The sequence below is a fragment of the Inquilinus sp. Marseille-Q2685 genome, from assembly GCF_916619195.1.
GTDB lineage: Bacteria > Pseudomonadota > Alphaproteobacteria > DSM-16000 > Inquilinaceae > Inquilinus.
This window is the reverse complement of record NZ_CAKAKL010000015.1, coordinates 1-18,377: the sequence shown is the minus strand read 5'-3', so window position 1 is coordinate 18,377 and position 18,377 is coordinate 1. Positions and strand designations below refer to the sequence as shown.

Here is an 18,377-nt window from a genome sequence, read left to right as displayed (position 1 = left end):
TCGTCCACGCCAGACCCCGGATCAGGTCTCCGGCATCCGGAAGGATGATGCGCAAGCTAGGCGGTCGGTTCCCTTTAGGGAATCCCAAAATTGCCACAGTCGTCATGAGGGGGCGCCGGCGGTGCCGCCGGCGCCCGCCCGGTCAGTTGCCGGCGGCGACCTTGTAGTCCGGCAGGGCGCCGAGGTCGCCCTTGTAGACGAAGGCCGGGTGGCCCTTCACCAGCACCGGCTCCAGCTGGCCGTAATCGGCCGCGACCAGCCGGCCGCCGACGCCCAGCGTGCCGCCGATGCGGATGATCGCCAGCAGCACCTGGCCGTTCGGCGCGATCACGAAATCGGCGATCTCGCCGATCGGACGCTGGGCCGAATCGAGCACGTCGGACCGGATCAGCCGGGTCGCCAACGAACCGTAGGCCGGGTCCTGCGGGTTGGCGATCGCCTGGTCGATCGCCTTGGCGGTGTCCTCATAGCCCTGCTGCACCCGGCGGCCGGCCTGGTCGAGGGCCTTGCCGGCCTGGTCCAGCAGGTTCTGCATGTCCTGGGCGGAGGCCGGGCCGGCCAGCAGGAGGGCGGCGGCGACGGTCAGGGGCAAACGGATGGAACGCATGACTTTTTCTCCAGTCTCGCGGTCGCGGGTGCGGACCGAGATAAGGGTCGAGGGCAGGAGGATGTTCCGCAAATGCGGCGGGAGATAGAGCTTTTGATGCAGCCTCACTGCGGCGCGGAGCTGCCCTCCAGCCAGTCGATCCGGTCCATCGCGCGGTCGGCCAGGCAGCGGCTGCGCGCGGGCTCGCCCGACAGGCGCGCGGCGACCACGCAGTCGCTCTCGGCGAACTGCGTCCATCGCCGCTGCGCCGCCAGGAAGGCGTCGCGCCAGCGCGCGGCCTCGGCATCGTCGACCGGCGGGTTGTCGGCCAGCTCGGCCGCGAAGGCCTTCAGCTTGCCGGCATAGATCCGGTGCAGGGTCTCGAACGGGTCCTGCGGGTCCAGCGCGCCGTTGTCGTAGTCGGACAGCAGCAGCACCGTTTCCGGGTCGTGATTATAGAAGCCGTTATAATCGACGCGCAGGCTGACCCGCCGCTCGCCGGCTGCAGCCGACGGCCAGGTCAGCAGCAGAAAGCTGTCGGTGCCGCGGGTCTCCAGGATGCGGTAGGAATAGCGCGCGACCGGCGCGCTGTTCTCGGCGATGGTCACGGCATAGCAGCCGGACGCGGCCTCGCCGATCCCGGGTTGGCTGCTGTCGCATTGCCCTTCCGGGCGCAGCACGCCGATGCCGCTGTCGTCGACCAGGCGCAGCAGCACGTCGGTCCGGTCCGGCGCCAGCTTCGCCGACAGGACCTCCAGCGTCAGCACCTGCTCCGCCCGCGCCGGCAGGGCCGGGAGGAGCAGCACGGCCAGCAGGGCCGCGACCCGCCTCACGGCCTGGCCTCGGCCAGGCTGCGCTGCAGCGCAGCCAGCTGGTCGATCCGCACCACCGTGTGCAGCGTCCGACACTGGTCAGCCTCCACCGGCGACGGCGCCAGGGGCGCCGCGCAATCCGCCTCCTTGAGCGCGATCCAGTCCCGCTCGGCCTGGACGACCAGCCGGCGCAACTCCGTGTCGTCGGCGACCTTCGGGCTCGACATCACGCCGTCATAGATCGCGTTCAGCCGCCGGTCCTGGAAGGCGTAGAGCGGCGCCCAGGGGTTGTCCGGGTCGGCGAAGGCGTCGCCGGGGATGCCCTCCATGGCGATCTCCGCCGGGCGGTTGCGCACCACCCCGTCCCCCAGCCGGAAGGAGATGTCGATGCGCAGGGCGCGGGCGAAGCGCGGCTCGACCGGCGAGCGGTAGCGCAGCGCCAGGACGGTCGTGGCGCCGCGGTTGATGAGATGGTCGTAGGACAGGCCGCCGACGGGCTTGCCGTTCTCGGTGATCGCGATCCTGTAGCAGCCGATCTCCTGCGGGTCGTCGGCGCGGGCATAGCCGCTGCCGTCGCAGCCTTCCGCATCGATCGGCAGGGCGCTCGGGTCCACCCCGTCGCCGGTGACCATCAGCACCATTGCGACGTCGTTCTGCGGGCCGGTCCGCGCCGCGACCACCTGGGCCTCGAGCGACGGCGCCTCGGCCGCCGCGGCGGGGTGGAGCGCCGCCAGGCACAGGCCGAGCGCGGCGACGGTCGCCCTCATGACGTCCGGCCGGGCCTCAGGCAGCGCTGCGCGGGCGCGGCGTATCGCCGACACCGTCCAGGTCCGGCGCCTGGCCGTAGCTCATGCGCCGCATCTGCTCGATCACCTGCGCCATCTCCGCCTCGGTCAGCCGCGGCGGTTCGCCGATCGCCAGCGCATGGACATACATCCTGGCCAGCACCTCGACCTCGGTGGCCCGCCACAGCGCCTGGGAGAAGCTCTCGGCCAGCACGATCAGCCCGTGATGGCCCAGCAGGCAGGCGGTGCGGCCCTCCAGCGCCTTCAGGGCAAAGTCCGACAGCTCCTGGGTGCCGAAGCAGGCATAGGGCGAGCAGCGGATGTCGATGCCGCCGGCCACCGCCACCATGTAGTGGAAGCAGGGGATGCCCTTCTCATGCACCGCCAGCGTGGTCGAGAACACCGAATGGGTGTGCAGCACGACGTTGACGTCGGGCCGGTTCTTCAGGATGTCGCGGTGGAAGCGCCACTCCGAGGACGGCATGCGGCGGCCCTCGTAGCTGGCGTCGAAGGCCATCTCGACGATGTCCTCGGGCTGCATCTGGGCATAGGGCAGGCTGGTCGGAGTGATCAGCATGCCGCCCTCGATCCGGTGCGACACGTTGCCGGAGGTGCCCTGGTTCAGCCCGCTGGCGTTCATCTCGCGGCAGGTGTCGATGATGCCTTGCCGCAGCGTGAGATGGTTGAGGGCGGACATCGGGGTTTCCTCGGCTGGTTGATTGGTGGGCGGCGATACGTCCGATCTATAGCGCCGCGGCGCCCGGCGCGCCAGCGAGGCTCTTCCAGCGTTCGGCATAGGCGGCGAGGCCGGGCAGGGCCAGGGGCTCCGCCGGCCGCAGCGGCACCCGGGCGGCCGCGCGGCCCCGGTTGCGGGCCCACAGCAGCGCCGCGCCGATGGCGCTTCCGTCCGATTCCGTCGAGGTCTCGACCCGGTCGCCCGGCCGCAGCGCCGCCAGCAGCGGCGCGAAGTTCGGGTTGGCGGCGACGCCGCCGTCGACGATCACCCGGCCGCGCGCCTCCAGCAGGTCCAGCGCCGCGGCGCAGCACAGCGCGGTGTACAGCGTCGCCAGGGCGGCGCGGCCGGCCGGCCCCGCCGGCGCCGGGCCGGTGATCCCGCCGCGCCCGGCCCGGCCGGGGAACAGCCCGTCGCCCTCGGCGAAGCTGGGCAGCGCCATCGTCCCGGCGGCGATCAGGGCGGCGACGTCCCCGGCGGTCGCCTCGCTCCGGACATCGCCGGCGATCCGCTCCCACTCCCGGCCGCCCATATGCAGGGTGCAGCCGATCGGCCGGCCGTCGACATCGACATTCGCGACCATGCCGCGGCGCGGGTCCAGCCGGTCCAGCGGCAGCCCCGGCCGGAAGCCGATGATCCAGGTGCCGGTCGACAGCAGCGGCACGTCGCCGAGGCCGGCGGCCAGGAAGCGGTGGTAGTTGGCGTTGCTGTCATGCACCCCGCACAGCAGGGCCAGGTCCGGCGGCAGCCCGTGCGCCGCGGCCAGATCCGGGCGGATGGTGCCCAGCACGTCCCAGGCGTTGCGGCGTGGCGGGGTCAGCCGGTCCCCGCCGCGGCGCCGGACGATGCCGGGGAACTCCGCCGCCGCCGGGTTCCACAGATGGGGCTGGGCCGCCAGCGTGGGGGTCTCGCTGGCCGGCGCGCCGCCCCGCCGCCAGGCGAAGTATTGCGGCAGGGGCAGCAGCCGGCGGGCGCGGGCGAAGCCGTCCGGGAAGTCGCGCTCCAGCCACAGCATCTGCTTGGCCAGGCGGTGCGCGCCGGGGTCGACCAGGCAGCCGGTCTCGGCGAAGCCCGGCCCCTCGGCGGCGTAGGCCTCGTCCAGCCAGCCGGGCGCCTCGGCCTCGTAATCCATCATCGGCAGCACCGGGCCCCGGTCGTCGACCAGCACGCCGCTGGTGCCGTAGCCGGTGGCGACGAAGGCGGCCAGGCGGTGGCGGCGGGCCAGGTCGCCCAGCGCGCCCAGCAGCCAGGCCTCCATCGCCGCCAGGTCGACATGCAGATAGGGCGGGCCCGGCCGCGACAGGTTTCGGGGGCGCCCCGCCTCCAGCACCTCGCCCTCCGGCGATGCCGCGAGCAGCTTCAGATTGGTCTTGCCGACATCGAGCACCGCGACGACGGACATGCGCTTCCTGCCCCGCTTATGGCCCTCCCGTTCCGGGATGCCGCGGAAGTGTTACGCAAAGGCCGGGCGGATGAATAGGTCCGACTTAGGGTCCCTCAGGACGGTGGTGGTCTTGCCGTTGCCCTCATTGTCATGCCCGGGCTTGACCCGGGCATCCAGAAGATGTCGACGCTCTCTGGATTGCCGGGTCAAGCCCGGCAATGACAGAGGGGGTGGGGCGGGGACCTATGCCAGGGTCACTCCACCATCGACCAGGCCAGCGGCTCGCCGCGGGCGAGGTCGCGGGCGGCGCGGCGGCCCAGCACCTCCGGCAGGTGCTTCGGCGCCAGGCCGTAGCCCGGGCGGATCGAGCGTACGTTGGCCTCGGTCAGCGTCTCGCCGGCCCTGACGTCGCGGGTGACGTACAGCGAGCGGCGATAGACGATGTTGCCGGCCTCCGACCCCTTGAGGTCGTAGCGGATCCGGCCCAGCGCCGCCCAGGCGCCCCTGCAGTCCTCGACCAGCCGGGTGAACTCCGCCGGCTCCAGCGAGAAGGCCGAATCCGGGCCGCCATCGGCGCGGGCCAGGGTGAAGTGCTTCTCGATCACCGACCCGCCCAGCGCCACCGCGGCGACCGAGGCGGTGGTGCCCAGGGTGTGGTCGGACAGGCCGCTGATCACGCCGAAGGTTTCGGCCAGGTTCGGGATGGTGCGCAGGTTCGCGTCCTCCATCGGCGCCGGATAGGCGCTGATGCAGTGCAGCACCACCAGCCCGTCGGCCCCGCCCCGGCGCGCGGTGTCGATCACCTCCTGGATCTCGCCGAGATTGGCGAGGCCGGTGGAGATGATCATCGGCTTCTTCTTGCTGGCGATGTACTCGACCAGCGGCAGGTCGACGACCTCGAAGGACGCCACCTTGTAGGCCGGGGCGCCCAGCCCCTCCAGCAGGTCGACCGCGGTCTTGTCGAAGGGCGTGGAGAAGATGGTGATGCCCAGCTCGCGCCCCTTGGCGAACAGCGCCTCGTGCCACTCCCAGGGGGTCGAGGCCTCCTGGTACAGATCGTACAGGCGCTGGCCGTCCCACAGCCCGCCCTTGATCCGGAACTGCTCGCCGTCATGGTCCAGCGTGATGGTGTCGGCGGTGTAGGTCTGCAGCTTGACCGCGTCGGCGCCGGTGGCCTTCGCCGCCTCCATCATCCTCAGCGCCCGGGCCAGCTCGCCATTGTGGTTGCCCGACAGCTCGCAGATCACATAGGGCGGGTGGTCGGGGCCGATCCTGCGGCCGGCAATGGAAATCTCCTGCATTCGGGCAACCTCGGGACGCTATGGGCTTGGCTGAAACGGCGGCAGTTGAGCCCAGCCGGGTCCACCCGTCAATGCGCGCCGCCGAGGTTCATCCCGACGATGCCGGCGATGACGAGCGCAACCGAGGCCAGCTTCAGCATGGTCAGCGCCTCCTGGAACCACAGCACGCCGATCGCCACGGTCAGCGCGGTGCCGATCCCGGCCCAGATGGCGTAGGCGAGGCTCAGGTCCATCCGCTTCAGGGTCAGCGTCAGCAGGCCGAAGGCGGCGGCGTAGAACACGAAGATCAGCACCGAGGGCAGCGGGTTGCGGAACCCGTCGGACAGCTTCATGCAGACGGTGCCGGCGACCTCGAAGCCGATCGCGGCGAGCAGCAGGATCCAGGCCATGGGGACGGCCCTCAATGCGGGGTGACCAGCTTCAGCCCGATGATCCCGGCCACGATCAGGCCGATGCAGGCCAGCCGGGCGAAATCGGCCGATTCGCCGAACAGGTAGATGCCGAGGATGGCGGTGCCGACCGCGCCGACGCCGGTCCAGATCGCGTAGGCGGTGCCGATCGGCAGCGTCTTCAGCGCCAGGCCCAGCAGCGCCAGGCTGACGATCATCGCCGCCGCGGTCGCCACGCTGGGCCACAGCCGGGTGAAGCCCTCGGTGTATTTCAGGCCGATGGCCCAGCCGATCTCGAACAGCCCGGCGACGATCAGGATCACCCAAGCCATGACGGAAACTCCTTGGATTGAAAGGTCAGGCGCCGCGCGTCATCGCGTCCAGGCGCTGCAGCACCGCCGCCCGGTCCGCCGGGTCGACGGCGCGGATGCCGAACACCTCGTTCAGCCACAGCCCGTCCGCCGCCAGCCGGACGATGGCGGCCAGCACCGGGTCGATCCCGTCCGCCCGCTGCTGCGCCACCCAGCCGGCATATTGCGCGGCATAGGGCGCCAGCAGCGCCGGGTCGTTGCCCAGGGCGGCGATCAGTGCCGCCTCCCGCGTCGCATCCCGGTCCTCCGGGGTCCCCGGCGGCGGGAAGGCCGCGCCGAGATAGGCGCGGGTGCGGGCGCCCGGCCGGCCGTCGGCGGCGGAGAGGCGGTCCATCCGCTCCTGCATGCAGGTGCCGATCCGCGCGATCATGGCGCGGATCAGCGCCTCCTTGCTCTCGAAGTGGTAGATCAGCCCGCCCTTGCTCAGGCCGGCCGACTCCGCCACCGCGTCCAGCGTCAGGGCCGGAACGCCGCGCTCCAGCACCACCTGCTCGGCGGCGTTCAGGATCCGGGTCTTGGTGTCGGGCGTGCTCATGGCAGATACTGTACCGACTGGTCGGTATAGTGGCAATCCGATGCCGGGGCATGGCAGCCATGCCATGATGCCGCATGGCTCATCGCAACCGCGTCACGCCCTTCGGCGAGATCGTCGCCGACCCCGCCCGCGGCACCATGCTGGGCAATCGCGGCGTGATCCACGATGCGGCGGGGCGCATCCGCCGGCCCTGGTCGACCACGCGCTGGATCTGCTGCCGGCTTTCGTTCAAGGGGTGGTGGCGGCCGGTGATGGAGCCCAACCGCTGGACCCATCTGTTCTTCCTGGACGAGGCGGTGGCGATCGCCGCCGGCCACCGGCCCTGCGCCGAATGCCGGCGCGAGGCCTACAATGCCTGGCGCGCCGCCTGGATGCGGGCCCATGGCCTGGCCGACCCGCCGCGGGCCGAGGCGATGGACCGGGGGCTGCACGCCGCCCGCATCGACCCCGCCACCCGCCGGCAGCGCGTGGTGCCGCATCGGGCGGCCGATCTGCCGGACGGGGCGATGGTGGCGCTGCCCGACGATCCCGGCGGCGCCTGGCTGGTGCTGGGAGGAATCCTGCGGCGCTGGACCCCGTCGGGCTATGGCGCGGTGCGGCCGCGCCCGGATGAGAGGCCGGTCGGGCTGCTGACGCCGCTGCCCGGCGCCGCCGTCCTCGCCGCCGGCTACCGGCCGCAGCTGCACCCTTCGGCGGCTGTGTCCTCCCCTTGACTTCAAATGTTTTTCAAACCGAACATTTGTCGGATCTAACCCGGTGATTCCGCCGGAACAGAACAGGTCGATGGGAGGCCGCAACGTGACCAGGAAGCTCTTGAGATACGCCCTGCCGCTGACTGCCGCGCTGCTCGCGGGCCCGGCCGTGGCCCAGGACAAGCCCGAGGTGGTGACGGTGGTGAAGATCGCCGGCATCCCCTGGTTCAACGCCGTCGAGCAGGGGATTCAGAAAGGCGGCGAGGAGTTCGGCCTCAACGCCTCGATGGTCGGCCCCAACACCGTCGACCCGGCGCAGCAGGTGAAGCTGGTCGAGGACCTGATCGCCCGCAAGGTCGCCGCCATCGGGCTGATCCCGCTCGACATCAACGTGATGGAGCCGGTGCTGCAGCGCGCCGCCGCCGCGGGCATCCCGATCATCACCCATGAGGCGCCGGAGCAGAAGACCAAGACCTGGAACATCGAGCTGATCGATTCGAAGGAGTTCGGCGAGGTCCAGATGGAGCGGCTGGCCCAGTCGATGGGCGGCGAGGGCGAATACATCGCCATGGTCGGCACGCTAACCACGCCGCTGCACAACCAGTGGGCCGACGCGGCGATCGCCTATCAGAAGGCGAAGTACCCGAAGATGAAGCTGGTCACCGACCGCTTCCCGGGCGCAGATGAGGTCGACAGCGCCTACAAGGTGGCGATGGACGCGATCACCGCCTATCCGAACCTGAAGGGCATCATCGGCTTCGGCTCGAACGGCCCGATCGGCGCCGGCAACGCGGTGCGCGAGCGCGGCCTGCAGGGCAAGGTCTCGGTGGTGGGCACCTGCCTGCCCAGCCCGGGCCGGGCGCTGATCGCCGACGACGTGGTGCAGGAATGCTTCCTGTGGAACCCGATCGACGCCGGCTACGCCATGATGGCGGTGACCCGGCTGGTGCTGGACAAGAAGGAGATCACCGACGGCATGGAGATCCCGGGCGTCGGCAAGGTCGCGGTCGACCCGGCGACGCACAACATCCGCGCCAACCTGATCCTGCACATCAACAAGGACACGGTGGACAAGCTGGTCGACGCCGGGCTGTGAGACGGGCCAGGCACGGCTGACTCGGACAACGGCCTTGCCCCGCACGATCTCCCCCTCCCCTTGCGGGAGGGGGCAGGGGGAGGGGGCTCGGCCGCCGGAGCCGGACATGATGGCCCACTGAACGGACTCGGCGGTGCGGCCATGTGGACCGCCGCCGCTTCGGAGACAACCCTCTCTACCCTCCCGCGGGGGGAGGGGGAGGTCATAGAGGGGGCCCTGCCCCGCATGACGGATCTGTTCCTCGACCTCCAGGGCATCGGCAAGCGCTTCGGCGGCGTGCATGCCCTGCGCGAGGTCGATTTCGATCTCGCCGCCGGCGAGGTGCATTGCCTGGTCGGCGAGAACGGCTGCGGCAAGAGCACGCTGATCAAGATCATCGCCGGCGTTCTGGCGCCGGAGCCGGGCGGCCGCATCGCCATCGGCGGCGAGGCGATCGGGCACCTGACCCCGGTCTCCTCGGTGCGCCGCGGCATCCAGGTGATCTACCAGGACCTGTCGCTGTTCCCGAATCTGACCGTGGCCGAGAATATCGGCATCGGCCACCATGTCGGCCGCAGCTTCACCCCGGCGCGCTGGGCCGCGATCAAGGAGTCGGCCCAGGCGGCGATGGCGCGGATCGGCGTCCGGCTGGACCCCGAGGCGCCGGTCGGGTCGCTCAACATCGCCAGCCGCCAGCTGGTGGCGATCTGCCGGGCCCTGGCCGCCGACGCCAGGCTGGTGATTATGGACGAGCCGACGGCGTCCCTGACCCGGACCGAGGTCGACGCCCTGCTGCGGCTGGTGCTGGACCTGAAGGCGCACGGCATCTCCACCCTGTTCGTCAGCCACCGGCTGGACGAGGTGATGGAGATCGCCGACCGGGTCACGGTGATGCGCGACGGCCGCAAGGTCGGCACCTGGCCGGCGGCGGAGATGGACGCGAAGCGCATGGCCTTCCTGATGACCGGCAAGGAGTTCCACTACGACGTCCTCGACCCCGGCGCCACGCGGGCCGAGCCGGTGCTGGAGGTGAAAGGGCTCGGCAAGGCCGGCGAGTTCGCCGATATCGGCTTCACCGTGCATCGCGGCGAGATCCTGGGCATCACCGGCCTGCTCGGCTCCGGCCGCACCGAGATGGCGCTGTCGCTGTTCGGCATGAACCCGGCCGATGCCGGCGAGGTGCGGGTCGAGGGCCGGCCGGTGCGCATCGGGTCGCCGCGCCAGGCGATCCGCCAGGGCATCGCCTATGTGTCGGAGGACCGGCTGACGCTCGGCCTGGTCCTGCCGCAGTCGATCGCGCGCAACGCCACCGTCACCATCCTCGACCGGTTGACCTCGGCCTCGGCCTGATCCGGCGCCGCGCCGCGAACGACCAGGTGCAGGGCGCCATCCGGTCGCTCAACATCAAGGTGTCGGACCCGGAGAACCCGGTGCGCACCCTGTCCGGCGGCAACCAGCAGCGCGTGGTGCTGGCGAAGTGGATCGCCACCAAGCCGAAGGTGCTGATCCTGGACAGCCCGACGGTCGGCGTCGACATCGCCAATAAGGACGGGATCTACGAGGTGGTGAAGCGCCTGGCCGCCGAGGGCATGGCCGTGGTCATGATCTCCGACGAGATCCCCGAGGTGCTGTACCACTGCCACCGCATCCTGGTGATGCGGCAGGGGCGGATCACCGGCGAGGTCCGGCCGCACCAGACGACGGAGGCGGAGCTGAGGCAGAGAGTGAATGGCTAGCACCGCAACCCTGGCGCCGGCGGACCGGCCGCCGCTGCTCGGCCGCCTGTTGCGGCGGACCGAGTTCTATCTGGTGGTGGTGATCGCCGTGGCGGTGGCCGGCCTCGGCCTGGCCGCGCCGAACTTCCTGACGCTCGGCAACCTGTCCAATCTCGCCAACTCCTACGCCGTCACCGGCGTGCTGGCGGCGGGGCTGCTGGTGGTGCTGATCTCCGGCAACATCGACATCTCCTTCGCCGCCACCACCATGGTGTCGCAATATGCGGCGGCGCTGTTCGCGCTCAATGTCCTCGGCCGGGCCGGCACCGGCGTGCCGGTGCTGGACTGGGCGATCGTCTTCGCCGTGGCGATGGCGGTCGGGCTGGCGCTGGGGCTGGTGAACGCCGCCATCGTCTACCGGTTCAGGGCGTCGTCGATCATCGTCACCATCGCGACGATGAACCTGTTCTTCGGCCTGCTGATGTTCTTCTCGCGCGGCAAGCAGATCTTCAACCTGCCGACCTTCTTCTTCAAGGGCGTGCTGGTGCAGCTGCCGCTGCCGGACGGCAGCACCCTGCGCATCACCATCCAGATGCTGGCGCTGGTCCTGGCCCTGCTGGCGACCTGGGCGCTGCTGAACCAGACCGCGATCGGCCGGCAGATCTACGCCATGGGCGGCAACCCCGAGGCGGCGAAGCGCCTGGGCTTCGGCATGGGCCGGCTGCACATGTTCGTGTTCGGCTATCTCGGCGCCATGGCCGGCGTCGCCGCCATCATCCACGCCCAGCTGCAGCAGCAGGTGGCGCCGAACGTGCTGGTCGGGCGCGAGCTCGACGTGCTGGCCGCCGTGGTGCTGGGCGGGGCCAGCCTGCTCGGCGGCGTCGGCACGGTGCTGGGCACGGTGCTGGGCATCGCGCTGCTCGCCGTGCTGCAGAACGGGCTGATCATGGTCGGCGTGTCCTCCTACTGGACCCAGGTCTGCACCGGCCTGGTGATCCTGGTCAGCGTCTGCATCACCGCGCTGAGCGACCGCATGAAGACCCGGAGGAAGAGCCGTGGCGTCGTCTGAGTCTGCGTCCGCCCGTCCGGGCCTCCGCCTCGACCCCGTGCTGGGCGGGCTGGCGCTGCTGCTGGTCGCGGTCGTCCTGGTGTTCTCGCTGCTGGTGGGCGAACGCTTCCTGTCTGCCGCCAACCTGCAGTCGATCGCCTTCCAGCTGCCGGAGCTCGGCGTGCTGGCGCTGGCGATGATGATCACGCTGGTCTGCGGCGGGCTGAACCTGTCGGTGATCTCCACCGCCAACTGCGCGGCGCTGCTGATGGGCTGGATCATGGTCCAGGGCGGCGGGGCCGAGGCCGGGGGCGGCACCATCCTGCTGGCGGTCCTGGCCGGGCTGGCGCTGGCCTCCCTCTGCGGCGCGCTCAACGGCGTGATCATCGCCTATGTCGGCGTGTCGCCGATCCTGGCGACGCTTGGCACCATGATCCTGTTCAAGGGGCTGGCCATCGGCTTCACCCGCGGCAACGTCATCGGCGGCTTCCCCGAGGGCATCCTGTTCCTCGGCAACGGCATGGTCGGGCCGGTGCCGATGCCGCTCTTCGTCTTCGCCGCCTGCGCCCTGCCGGTCGCGGTCCTGCTGAACCGCACGCCCTTCGGCGTCAACCTGTACCTGATCGGCTCGAACGAGCAGGCGACGCGCTTCTCCGGCGTCGACACCCGGCGGATGCTGCTCTGGACCTACACCCTGTCCGGCCTGCTCTGCGGCGTCGCCGGGCTGGTGCTGATGGCGCGGTTCAACTCGGCCAATGCCAGCTACGGCGAAAGCTATCTGCTGGTCACCATCCTAGCCGCGGTGCTGGGCGGCACCGACCCGTTCGGCGGCTTCGGCAAGGTCGGCGGGCTGGTGCTGGCGCTGATCATCCTCCAGGCCATCTCCAGCGGCTTCAACCTGCTGGGCTTCAGCACCCACCTGACCCTCGCCATCTGGGGCGGCATCCTGCTGCTGGTGATGGCGGTCGGCTATCTCCGCGCCCGGCTGACCCGGCAGTCGGGCTAGAGCGGGATAAGTTCAGGCCAGATCGGGTCATCCGATCGCATCCGGCAGCAAGTTGTTGCCTCTCCCGCTTGCGGGAGAGGTCGGAGACGCGAAGCGGCTCCGGGTGAGGGAGTTTGTCGAGGCCGGGACCAGCCCTCACCCGGTCGTTCTGCGGACGCCCGACCTCTCCCGACACGCGGGAGAGGCAACGCAAAGTCGCTCGACATCCTGTCAGACCGTGACGCGACCGGACCTCAAATCATCCTGCTCTAACCCTCCACCTCGCCGCCCTCCGCCGCCACGGCGGCGAGCCAGCGGCGGATGACGGCCTCCTCCTCCGGCGACAGCCCGGCGGCCAGCTGGCGTTCCAGCACCTGCACGCGCTCGCGGCACTGCGCCAGCAGGGCCCTGCCGCCATCGGTGATCTCCAGGGTCAGGATACGGCCATGCACCGGGTGCGGCCGCCGCGCCACCGACCCGGCGCGCTCCAGATTGGCGACGATGACGCTGACCGTCTGCGGCGTCAGCAGGGTCAGCCGCGCCAGGTCGGCGCCGGACAGGCCGGGATAGGCCGCGACCATGGTCAGGATGGTGAATTGCGGTGGCGTCACCTCCAGATCGGCCAGGGCGCGCTCCATCCGCAACCGGTAGATGCCGCTGGCCTGGCGCAGCAGATAGCCGAAATGCCCCGCCTCGCCCCGCTTGCCCTCGCCGGGACGCGGAATCGCCGGCCCGTCGCCGCGCTTGACCATAGTATCAGAGCTCTTATATGTTGTTCGTGCTCTGATATTAGTCCGGCTTTCCCGAAAGGGCCATCGCCATGTCGGCCGATGCCGAAACCGTCGATCTCCGCCCCGTCGAGGACGAGGCCGCCGTCGCCGCCTGCTGGCCGCTGATGCGGCAGCTGCGGCCGCATCAGGACTCGGAGGCCGAACTGGTGGCGCGCTGGCGCCGGCAGACCGCTGGCGGGTACCGGCTGGCGGCGCTGTGGCGCGGCGGCCGGCCGGTGGCGCTGGCCGGCTTCCGGGTGCAGGAGAACCTGGTCTACGGCCCGCATCTCTATGTCGACGACCTGGTCACCGACGAGGCCGAGCGCAGCTTCGGCCACGGCGCCCGGCTGATGGACTGGCTGGCGGGGGAGGGGCGGGCCTCCGGCTGCGCCCGGCTGGTGCTCGACACCCCGCTGGCCAATGTGCTGGGCCACCGCTTCTACTATCGCTGCGGCCTGCTCGCGACCGCGCTGCGCTTCGGCCTGCCGCTGGCCTGATCCAAGGAGAAGACGATGCCGTTCCGGATCTTCCTCGCCGGCGCCAGCGGCGCCGTCGGACGCCGCCTGGTGCCGCTGCTGCGCGACGCCGGGCACCAGGTCTCCGGCACCACCCGCGACCCGGCCAAGGCCGAGGCGCTGCGCCGGCTGGGCGCCGAGCCGGTGGTGGTCGACGTGTTCGACGCCCAGGCCCTCTATCGCGCCGTGACGGCGGCGCGGCCGCAGGTGGTGATCCACCAGCTGACCGACCTGCCGCCCGGCCTCGACCCGGCGCGGATGGCGGAGGCCGCGCCGCGCAACGCCCGGATCCGCAGCGAGGGCACGCGCAACCTGGTCGCGGCGGCGCGAGAGGCCGGCGCCCGCCGGCTGATCGCCCAGAGCATCGCCTGGGTCTATGCGCCGGGCACGCCGCCTTATGCCGAGGACCACCCGCTCGACCGGTCGCCCGACAACCCGCGGCGGATCAGCATCGACGGCGTAATGGCGCTGGAGACGCAGGTGCTGCACACCCCGCCGCTCGAGGGCATCGTGCTGCGCTACGGCCAGTTCTACGGCCCCGGCACCGGCGCCGAGGCGCCGCCGGGGCCGGGCGCGGTGCATGTCGACGCCGCGGCGCAGGCGGCGCTGCTGGCGGTCGACCGCGGCCGGCCCGGCATCTTCAACGTGGCCGAGCCGGGCGGCCCGGCCCTGGTCGAAAAGGCGGTGCGCGAGCTCGGCTGGGACGCCGGGTTCCGGCTGTGCGGCTGAGGGAGGCGGGATCATGTCCGCCCTGCATCCCGGTCCGCAGCCGATGCGGCTGATGCTCCTGGTGGCCGGCGGCGCGGCCCTGGTCGCGCTGGCGGCGCTGTGGGGCGCCCGGCCGGCCGGCGGCCCCGCCACGGCTCCGGCGATGCCGGCCCATGTCCACGCCCAGGCCGAGGGTCAGGCTCAGATGGGCGCGGTGCCGGGCGCCCGGCCGGCGACGGTGGTCAAGCCGCTGTCCTGCGAGGCGCTGCCGAACGTGCCGGGCAAGTCGATCACCACGGCCATGGTCGACTTCCCGCCCGGCGCCTACACCCCGGCACACCGCCATCCCGGCTCGGTCACCGCCTTCGTGATCGCGGGCGCGGTGCGCTCCCAGCTCGCCGGCAGCCCGCCCCGGGTCTACAGTCCCGGCACCACCTGGTTCGAGCCGCCGGGTGCGCTGCACCTCTTCGCCGAGAACGCCAGCGCCACCGAGCCGGCCCGGATCCTCGCCGTCTTCGTCGCCGACGACAATTGCGGTCCGCTGGTGATCCCGGAGAGGTAGGCCAGGACCAGGACCGCTCGGCCGCCCGCGTACCGCTTGCCGCGCGCCAATCTCGCGTATATAAAACATATACGAATCATATATGCGGGAGCCTCCGATGGGCATCGTCAATATCGAGGATGATCTGCACGAGCAGCTGCGCCGGGCCAGCAAGGCGTCCTATCGGTCGATCAACGCCCAGGCGGCGTTCTGGATCAGGATCGGCATGCTCTGCGAGCTGAACCCGGGCCTCACCTTCCAGGAGATCGTGGCGCGCGAGCTGAAGCAGGCGGGCGTCGACGCCCTCGATCTCGCGGCTGCGGCCAAGTGACGAAGACGCCGGCCGAGGTCGAGCTGCTGGCGGAATCGGGGCGTCTGCTCGCGTCGGTGTTCGCGCATCTGGACGGGCAGCCCCTCGCCGGATTGAGCACCCTGCAGGTCAACGACCTCGTCGAGGCCTTCATCGTCGATCGGCTCGGGGCGCGGCCCGCCAGCAAGGGCCAGTACGGCTACGGCTTCGTGCTGAACAGCTCGAGGAACGAGGTCGTCTGCCACGGCGTGCCGTCGCGGGACGAGGTCCTGCAGGACGGCGATATCGTCAATTTCGACATCACGCTCGAGAAGCAGGGCTATATCGCGGATTCCAGCAAGACCTTCCTCGTCGGGACCGTGGCGCCGGCGGCGAGACGGCTCGTCCGCACCGCCTACGAGGCCATGTGGAAGGGCATCCGCGCCGTGCGCCCGGGCGCAAGGCTGGGCGACATCGGCCACGCCATCGAGCGGCACGCGAAGCGGAACGGCTATTCGGTCGTGCGGGAATACTGCGGCCACGGCATCGGGCGCGAGATGCACGAGGCGCCGCAGGTGCTGCATTTCGGAAAGCCGGGCACCGGCCTGATGCTGCGGGAGGGCATGGTCTTCACGATCGAGCCCATGCTGAACCAGGGGCGCAGGACGGTCCGGACCGAGGACGACGGATGGACCGTCGTCACGGCGGACGGGACGCTCTCCGCACAGTTCGAGCACACGGTTGCGGTTACCCGTGACGGCGTTCGTGTGCTGACGTTGCGGCCGGACGAAGCGCGGCCCGTCGCATGACGCAAGACCTGCATATGCGCTGACGAAGGCCGTGAGAGGCCCGGGGCTCTGAAGCGCCCGGGCCCCGGGGCGTCACAGCACGAAATCCGCTGCCGTGAGGGCGTGGTCGGAATAGACGGTGATGATCGCGTCCTGCGTCCTGTCGCCGTCGACGTCGAGATAGACGCCCTGGCGGCCGTCGCCGAACGCCACCACCCGCAGCTGTCCCGCGATGCCGGTGAAGTTGCCGGTGCCGAAGGTGAAGGCGGTGTCGCCGTTGGCGCTGTTGCCGTCCGCGTCGATGCCGGACAGGTCGATCCGGTCGCCGGTGGCGAAGTCCGAGATCACGTCCCGGCCGGCGGTCGCCGCGGCGCTGTCGCCGATCGCGGCGTAGACGAAGCTGTCGTTGCCGGCCCCGCCCTTCAGCACATCGGCCCCGGCACCGCCGGTGAGCACGTCGTCGCCCGCGCCGCCCCAGAGGGTGTTGTTGCCGGCATCGCCCGACAGGACGTCGTTGAAGCCCGACCCGATCACCTGCTCGATCCCGGTCAGCGTGTCGCCCTCGGCATCGCCGCCGAGGGCGGTGCCGGCCTGGATGTGGACGGTCACCGCCCCGGCGGAACCGGCATAGGACGCCGTGTCGATGCCGGCCCCGCCGATGATGGTGTCGGCCCCGGCCCCGGCCTCGCTGATGTCGTTGCCGTCGCCGCCGATCATCCGGTCCGCGCCCGCGCCGCCGCGGAGCATGTCGTCGCCGGCGCCGCCGTCGAGCACATTGGCGTCCGCGCTGCCGGTGAGACGGTCGGCGGAGGCGGAGCCGGTGAGGTTCTCGATCTCCCGCAGCGTGTCGCCTTCGGCATCGCCGCCGGCGCCGGTGCCGGCCGCGAGATTGACCGTGACACCCGCGGAGGAGCCGCTGTAGTCGGCGGTATCGATGCCGACCCAGCCGCTGAGCGCGTCGGCTCCCGCGCCGCCGGCGAGCCGGTCATCGCCGACCCCACCGTTGAGCTCATCATTGCCGTCGTCGCCGCGGAGCAGGTCCGCGCCCGCGCCGGCATTGACGAGATCGTCACCCCCGGCGGCGTTGAGGACGTCGTCGCCGTCCCAGCCCCAGAGCTGGTTGTTGCCCGAATCGCCCCGCAGCGTGTCGCCGAAGTTGCTGCCGTTCAGATACTCGATGCCCGAATAGGTATCCCCGGCGGCATCGCCGCCGGCGCCGGCGGCGCCGGATTCGAGATCGATGGTCACCGCGGCCGGCGAGCTGAAGTAATCGACGAAGTCGTTGCCGCTGCCGCCATTCAGCACATCGGCCCCCGCGGCGCCGGCGAGGACGTCGTTGCCGTCATCGCCGTTGAGGGTGTCGTTGCCATCCCCGCCGACGACAACGTCCTGGTCCGCCCCGCCGTGGAGGATATCGTCTCCAGCAGCGCCGGTGACTTGGTCGTCACCCCCGTCGCCATTGACCGTGTCGTCCCCCCCGTCGCCATTGACCGTGTCGTTGCCGCCGGCGCCTTCGAGCACGTCGTTGCCGTCCAGGCCGCTGATCGTGTCGGCGTCGGCCGTGCCGGGATAGTAATCGGCGCCTGCAGTCCCGGTGAAATTCGCCATCTCAAATGATCTCCGCACAGGTTCGTGGCCCGCGATGTCGCCGCGGACCGGCATGAAGTCGGAATGGGATGAAGTGCTGTGAAGCGCCGGCCGACCGACGCTGCCGGCCCAGGCATATCAGCCTGCCGGTCGAGAGCCCTGAACCTCCGCTGCAGCACCTCTGGAGAGATGGAACGCGACCTCGGGGCCGGAATCCAGCAAAAATGGGATGAGCCGGCGGGCAGCCCTCTCGGAACCGGACCTGGCGCCCACCCGCACCGCCCTGCGACCGCTTCACGCAATGTTCATTGCGCGGCCGCATCAATCTCGTTCATGATATGTTCTATGGACGCAGGCACGGACTCCGATCTCGACATCCAGGCCACCTGCCGCAGCCTCGCGCTGCAGCAGATCGGGATGCTCACCCGCATCGCCGAGATCGGCATGCGGCTGGTCGAGGCGGAGGGCGCCAAGGCCATCGCCCAGGCCGAGCAGCCTGAGGCCGAGCAGCCCAGTGCTCCGCCGGCCAAGGACCACGGCCTTGCCTTCGCCCGCCATGCCGGCACGGTGCAGCGGGCCCTCATGCAGCGCAGCCGCGCCGCCGCCGATCTCTGCGCCCGCGACAAGACCGACCGGAAGGCCCGCCGGGCCCGCCAGCGCAACCACGTCACCGAGGCCCTCTACGCCCTGATCTGGGACCCCGCCCAGTCGATCGAGGAGCTCGACGAGGCCGACCATCGCACCGGCATGCTGCACCAGAGGCTCGAC

At 70.9% G+C, this 18,377-nt stretch carries 23 protein-coding genes; 12 read left to right on the top strand and 11 right to left on the bottom strand.

Features of this window, described 5'->3' with window-relative positions:
• Positions 1-142: 142 nt before the first annotated feature.
• The 9 genes from LG391_RS33885 to LG391_RS33845 all read right to left on the bottom strand — a co-directional run bounded on the left by LG391_RS33885 (position 143) and on the right by LG391_RS33845 (position 6,896).
• The gene (locus tag LG391_RS33885; RefSeq protein WP_225773481.1) at positions 143-607 is read right to left on the bottom strand and encodes a PRC-barrel domain-containing protein; all 465 of its coding nucleotides are present in this window, start codon (positions 605-607) and stop codon (positions 143-145) included.
• Positions 608-711: 104 nt separating this feature from the next.
• Positions 712-1,419 carry a lysozyme inhibitor LprI family protein gene (locus LG391_RS33880; protein ID WP_225773480.1) on the bottom strand — a complete coding sequence of 236 codons (708 nt, stop codon included), beginning with the start codon at positions 1,417-1,419 and terminating at the stop codon, positions 712-714.
• Positions 1,416-2,165: a lysozyme inhibitor LprI family protein gene (locus LG391_RS33875; RefSeq protein WP_225773479.1), complete on the bottom strand. Its 750-nt coding sequence runs from the start codon at positions 2,163-2,165 to the stop codon at positions 1,416-1,418. Before LG391_RS33875 ends, LG391_RS33880 begins: the two co-directional genes overlap by 4 nt.
• A 16-nt stretch (positions 2,166-2,181) precedes the next feature.
• Positions 2,182-2,880 carry a class II aldolase/adducin family protein gene (locus LG391_RS33870; RefSeq protein ID WP_225773478.1) on the bottom strand — a complete coding sequence of 233 codons (699 nt, stop codon included), beginning with the start codon at positions 2,878-2,880 and terminating at the stop codon, positions 2,182-2,184.
• A gap of 46 nt (positions 2,881-2,926) precedes the next feature.
• A complete protein-coding gene (locus tag LG391_RS33865; RefSeq protein WP_225773477.1) occupies positions 2,927-4,318 on the bottom strand; it encodes an FGGY-family carbohydrate kinase in 1,392 nt (463 codons plus the stop codon).
• A gap of 236 nt (positions 4,319-4,554) precedes the next feature.
• On the bottom strand, positions 4,555-5,601 hold the full coding sequence (pseI, locus tag LG391_RS33860; RefSeq protein WP_225773476.1) for a pseudaminic acid synthase: 1,047 nt from the start codon (positions 5,599-5,601) through the stop codon (positions 4,555-4,557).
• A gap of 68 nt (positions 5,602-5,669) precedes the next feature.
• Positions 5,670-5,990 carry a multidrug efflux SMR transporter gene (locus LG391_RS33855; protein ID WP_225773475.1) on the bottom strand — a complete coding sequence of 107 codons (321 nt, stop codon included), beginning with the start codon at positions 5,988-5,990 and terminating at the stop codon, positions 5,670-5,672.
• An 11-nt stretch (positions 5,991-6,001) separates the two neighbouring features.
• On the bottom strand, positions 6,002-6,322 hold the full coding sequence (gene sugE, locus LG391_RS33850) for a quaternary ammonium compound efflux SMR transporter SugE (protein WP_225773474.1): 321 nt from the start codon (positions 6,320-6,322) through the stop codon (positions 6,002-6,004).
• 25 nt (positions 6,323-6,347) lie between these two features.
• Positions 6,348-6,896: a TetR/AcrR family transcriptional regulator gene (locus tag LG391_RS33845; RefSeq protein ID WP_225773472.1), complete on the bottom strand. Its 549-nt coding sequence runs from the start codon at positions 6,894-6,896 to the stop codon at positions 6,348-6,350.
• Positions 6,897-6,970: 74 nt separating this feature from the next.
• On the opposite strand from LG391_RS33845, the gene LG391_RS33840 reads away from it, so the two are divergent.
• From LG391_RS33840 to LG391_RS33820, 6 genes are all read left to right on the top strand, one after another.
• The gene (locus LG391_RS33840) at positions 6,971-7,609 is read left to right on the top strand and encodes a hypothetical protein (protein WP_225773470.1); all 639 of its coding nucleotides are present in this window, start codon (positions 6,971-6,973) and stop codon (positions 7,607-7,609) included.
• Between the two features lie 85 nt (positions 7,610-7,694).
• Positions 7,695-8,684 (top strand): substrate-binding domain-containing protein, encoded by a 990-nt coding sequence (locus LG391_RS33835; RefSeq protein ID WP_225773468.1) that lies wholly within the window; start codon positions 7,695-7,697, stop codon positions 8,682-8,684.
• Positions 8,685-8,909: 225 nt separating this feature from the next.
• Positions 8,910-10,013 (top strand): sugar ABC transporter ATP-binding protein, encoded by a 1,104-nt coding sequence (locus LG391_RS33830; protein WP_255647010.1) that lies wholly within the window; start codon positions 8,910-8,912, stop codon positions 10,011-10,013.
• Entirely contained in the window at positions 10,010-10,399 is a 390-nt protein-coding gene (locus LG391_RS34840; RefSeq protein ID WP_255647015.1) for an ATP-binding cassette domain-containing protein, read from the top strand. Before LG391_RS33830 ends, LG391_RS34840 begins: the two co-directional genes overlap by 4 nt.
• Positions 10,392-11,447 carry an ABC transporter permease gene (locus tag LG391_RS33825; RefSeq protein WP_225773466.1) on the top strand — a complete coding sequence of 352 codons (1,056 nt, stop codon included), beginning with the start codon at positions 10,392-10,394 and terminating at the stop codon, positions 11,445-11,447. The genes LG391_RS34840 and LG391_RS33825 overlap by 8 nt, the downstream gene beginning before the upstream one ends.
• Positions 11,434-12,432, top strand: a complete 999-nt coding sequence (locus LG391_RS33820) for an ABC transporter permease (protein ID WP_225773465.1) — start codon at positions 11,434-11,436, stop codon at positions 12,430-12,432. The genes LG391_RS33825 and LG391_RS33820 overlap by 14 nt, the downstream gene beginning before the upstream one ends.
• 248 nt (positions 12,433-12,680) lie before the next feature.
• On the opposite strand, the gene LG391_RS33815 is transcribed toward LG391_RS33820, so the two are convergent.
• Positions 12,681-13,163 (bottom strand): MarR family winged helix-turn-helix transcriptional regulator, encoded by a 483-nt coding sequence (locus tag LG391_RS33815; RefSeq protein ID WP_225773463.1) that lies wholly within the window; start codon positions 13,161-13,163, stop codon positions 12,681-12,683.
• A 68-nt stretch (positions 13,164-13,231) separates the two neighbouring features.
• Between LG391_RS33815 and LG391_RS33810 the strand changes: the two genes are divergently transcribed.
• From LG391_RS33810 to map, 5 genes are all read left to right on the top strand, one after another.
• Positions 13,232-13,678, top strand: a complete 447-nt coding sequence (locus LG391_RS33810) for a GNAT family N-acetyltransferase (protein ID WP_225773461.1) — start codon at positions 13,232-13,234, stop codon at positions 13,676-13,678.
• Positions 13,679-13,693: 15 nt separating this feature from the next.
• Complete coding sequence (locus LG391_RS33805) at positions 13,694-14,425, top strand: NAD(P)-dependent oxidoreductase (RefSeq protein ID WP_225773459.1); 732 nt, start codon at positions 13,694-13,696, stop codon at positions 14,423-14,425.
• A gap of 13 nt (positions 14,426-14,438) precedes the next feature.
• Positions 14,439-14,966 carry a cupin domain-containing protein gene (locus LG391_RS33800; protein WP_225773457.1) on the top strand — a complete coding sequence of 176 codons (528 nt, stop codon included), beginning with the start codon at positions 14,439-14,441 and terminating at the stop codon, positions 14,964-14,966.
• Between the two features lie 97 nt (positions 14,967-15,063).
• Entirely contained in the window at positions 15,064-15,276 is a 213-nt protein-coding gene (locus LG391_RS33795; protein WP_225773455.1) for a ParD-like family protein, read from the top strand.
• Entirely contained in the window at positions 15,273-16,043 is a 771-nt protein-coding gene (gene map, locus LG391_RS33790) for a type I methionyl aminopeptidase (protein ID WP_225773452.1), read from the top strand. The genes LG391_RS33795 and map overlap by 4 nt, the downstream gene beginning before the upstream one ends.
• Positions 16,044-16,115: 72 nt before the next feature.
• On the opposite strand, the gene LG391_RS33785 is transcribed toward map, so the two are convergent.
• The gene (locus LG391_RS33785; protein ID WP_225773450.1) at positions 16,116-17,630 is read right to left on the bottom strand and encodes a calcium-binding protein; all 1,515 of its coding nucleotides are present in this window, start codon (positions 17,628-17,630) and stop codon (positions 16,116-16,118) included.
• Positions 17,631-17,954: 324 nt separating this feature from the next.
• Between LG391_RS33785 and LG391_RS33780 the strand changes: the two genes are divergently transcribed.
• The coding region (locus LG391_RS33780) for a hypothetical protein (protein WP_225773448.1) at positions 17,955-18,377 on the top strand (423 nt) is incomplete at its 3' end.

Excerpts from the sequence above, each read along its gene's own strand:
- LG391_RS33800 (WP_225773457.1), top strand. The coding sequence starts at position 14,439 with ATGTCCGCCCTGCATCCCGGTCCGCAGCCGATGCGGCTGATGCTCCTG.
- LG391_RS33825 (WP_225773466.1), top strand. The coding sequence starts at position 10,392 with ATGGCTAGCACCGCAACCCTGGCGCCGGCGGACCGGCCGCCGCTGCTC.
- sugE (WP_225773474.1), bottom strand. The coding sequence starts at position 6,322 with ATGGCTTGGGTGATCCTGATCGTCGCCGGGCTGTTCGAGATCGGCTGG.
- LG391_RS33875 (WP_225773479.1), bottom strand. The coding sequence starts at position 2,165 with ATGAGGGCGACCGTCGCCGCGCTCGGCCTGTGCCTGGCGGCGCTCCAC.
- LG391_RS33815 (WP_225773463.1), bottom strand. The coding sequence starts at position 13,163 with ATGGTCAAGCGCGGCGACGGGCCGGCGATTCCGCGTCCCGGCGAGGGC.
- LG391_RS33795 (WP_225773455.1), top strand. The coding sequence starts at position 15,064 with ATGGGCATCGTCAATATCGAGGATGATCTGCACGAGCAGCTGCGCCGG.
- LG391_RS33865 (WP_225773477.1), bottom strand. The coding sequence starts at position 4,318 with ATGTCCGTCGTCGCGGTGCTCGATGTCGGCAAGACCAATCTGAAGCTG.
- LG391_RS33785 (WP_225773450.1), bottom strand. The coding sequence starts at position 17,630 with ATGGCGAATTTCACCGGGACTGCAGGCGCCGATTACTATCCCGGCACG.
- LG391_RS33885 (WP_225773481.1), bottom strand. The coding sequence starts at position 607 with ATGCGTTCCATCCGTTTGCCCCTGACCGTCGCCGCCGCCCTCCTGCTG.
- LG391_RS33830 (WP_255647010.1), top strand. The coding sequence starts at position 8,910 with ATGACGGATCTGTTCCTCGACCTCCAGGGCATCGGCAAGCGCTTCGGC.
- LG391_RS33840 (WP_225773470.1), top strand. The coding sequence starts at position 6,971 with ATGGCTCATCGCAACCGCGTCACGCCCTTCGGCGAGATCGTCGCCGAC.
- LG391_RS33855 (WP_225773475.1), bottom strand. The coding sequence starts at position 5,990 with ATGGCCTGGATCCTGCTGCTCGCCGCGATCGGCTTCGAGGTCGCCGGC.
- LG391_RS33805 (WP_225773459.1), top strand. The coding sequence starts at position 13,694 with ATGCCGTTCCGGATCTTCCTCGCCGGCGCCAGCGGCGCCGTCGGACGC.
- pseI (WP_225773476.1), bottom strand. The coding sequence starts at position 5,601 with ATGCAGGAGATTTCCATTGCCGGCCGCAGGATCGGCCCCGACCACCCG.
- LG391_RS33845 (WP_225773472.1), bottom strand. The coding sequence starts at position 6,896 with ATGAGCACGCCCGACACCAAGACCCGGATCCTGAACGCCGCCGAGCAG.
- LG391_RS33810 (WP_225773461.1), top strand. The coding sequence starts at position 13,232 with ATGTCGGCCGATGCCGAAACCGTCGATCTCCGCCCCGTCGAGGACGAG.
- LG391_RS33870 (WP_225773478.1), bottom strand. The coding sequence starts at position 2,880 with ATGTCCGCCCTCAACCATCTCACGCTGCGGCAAGGCATCATCGACACC.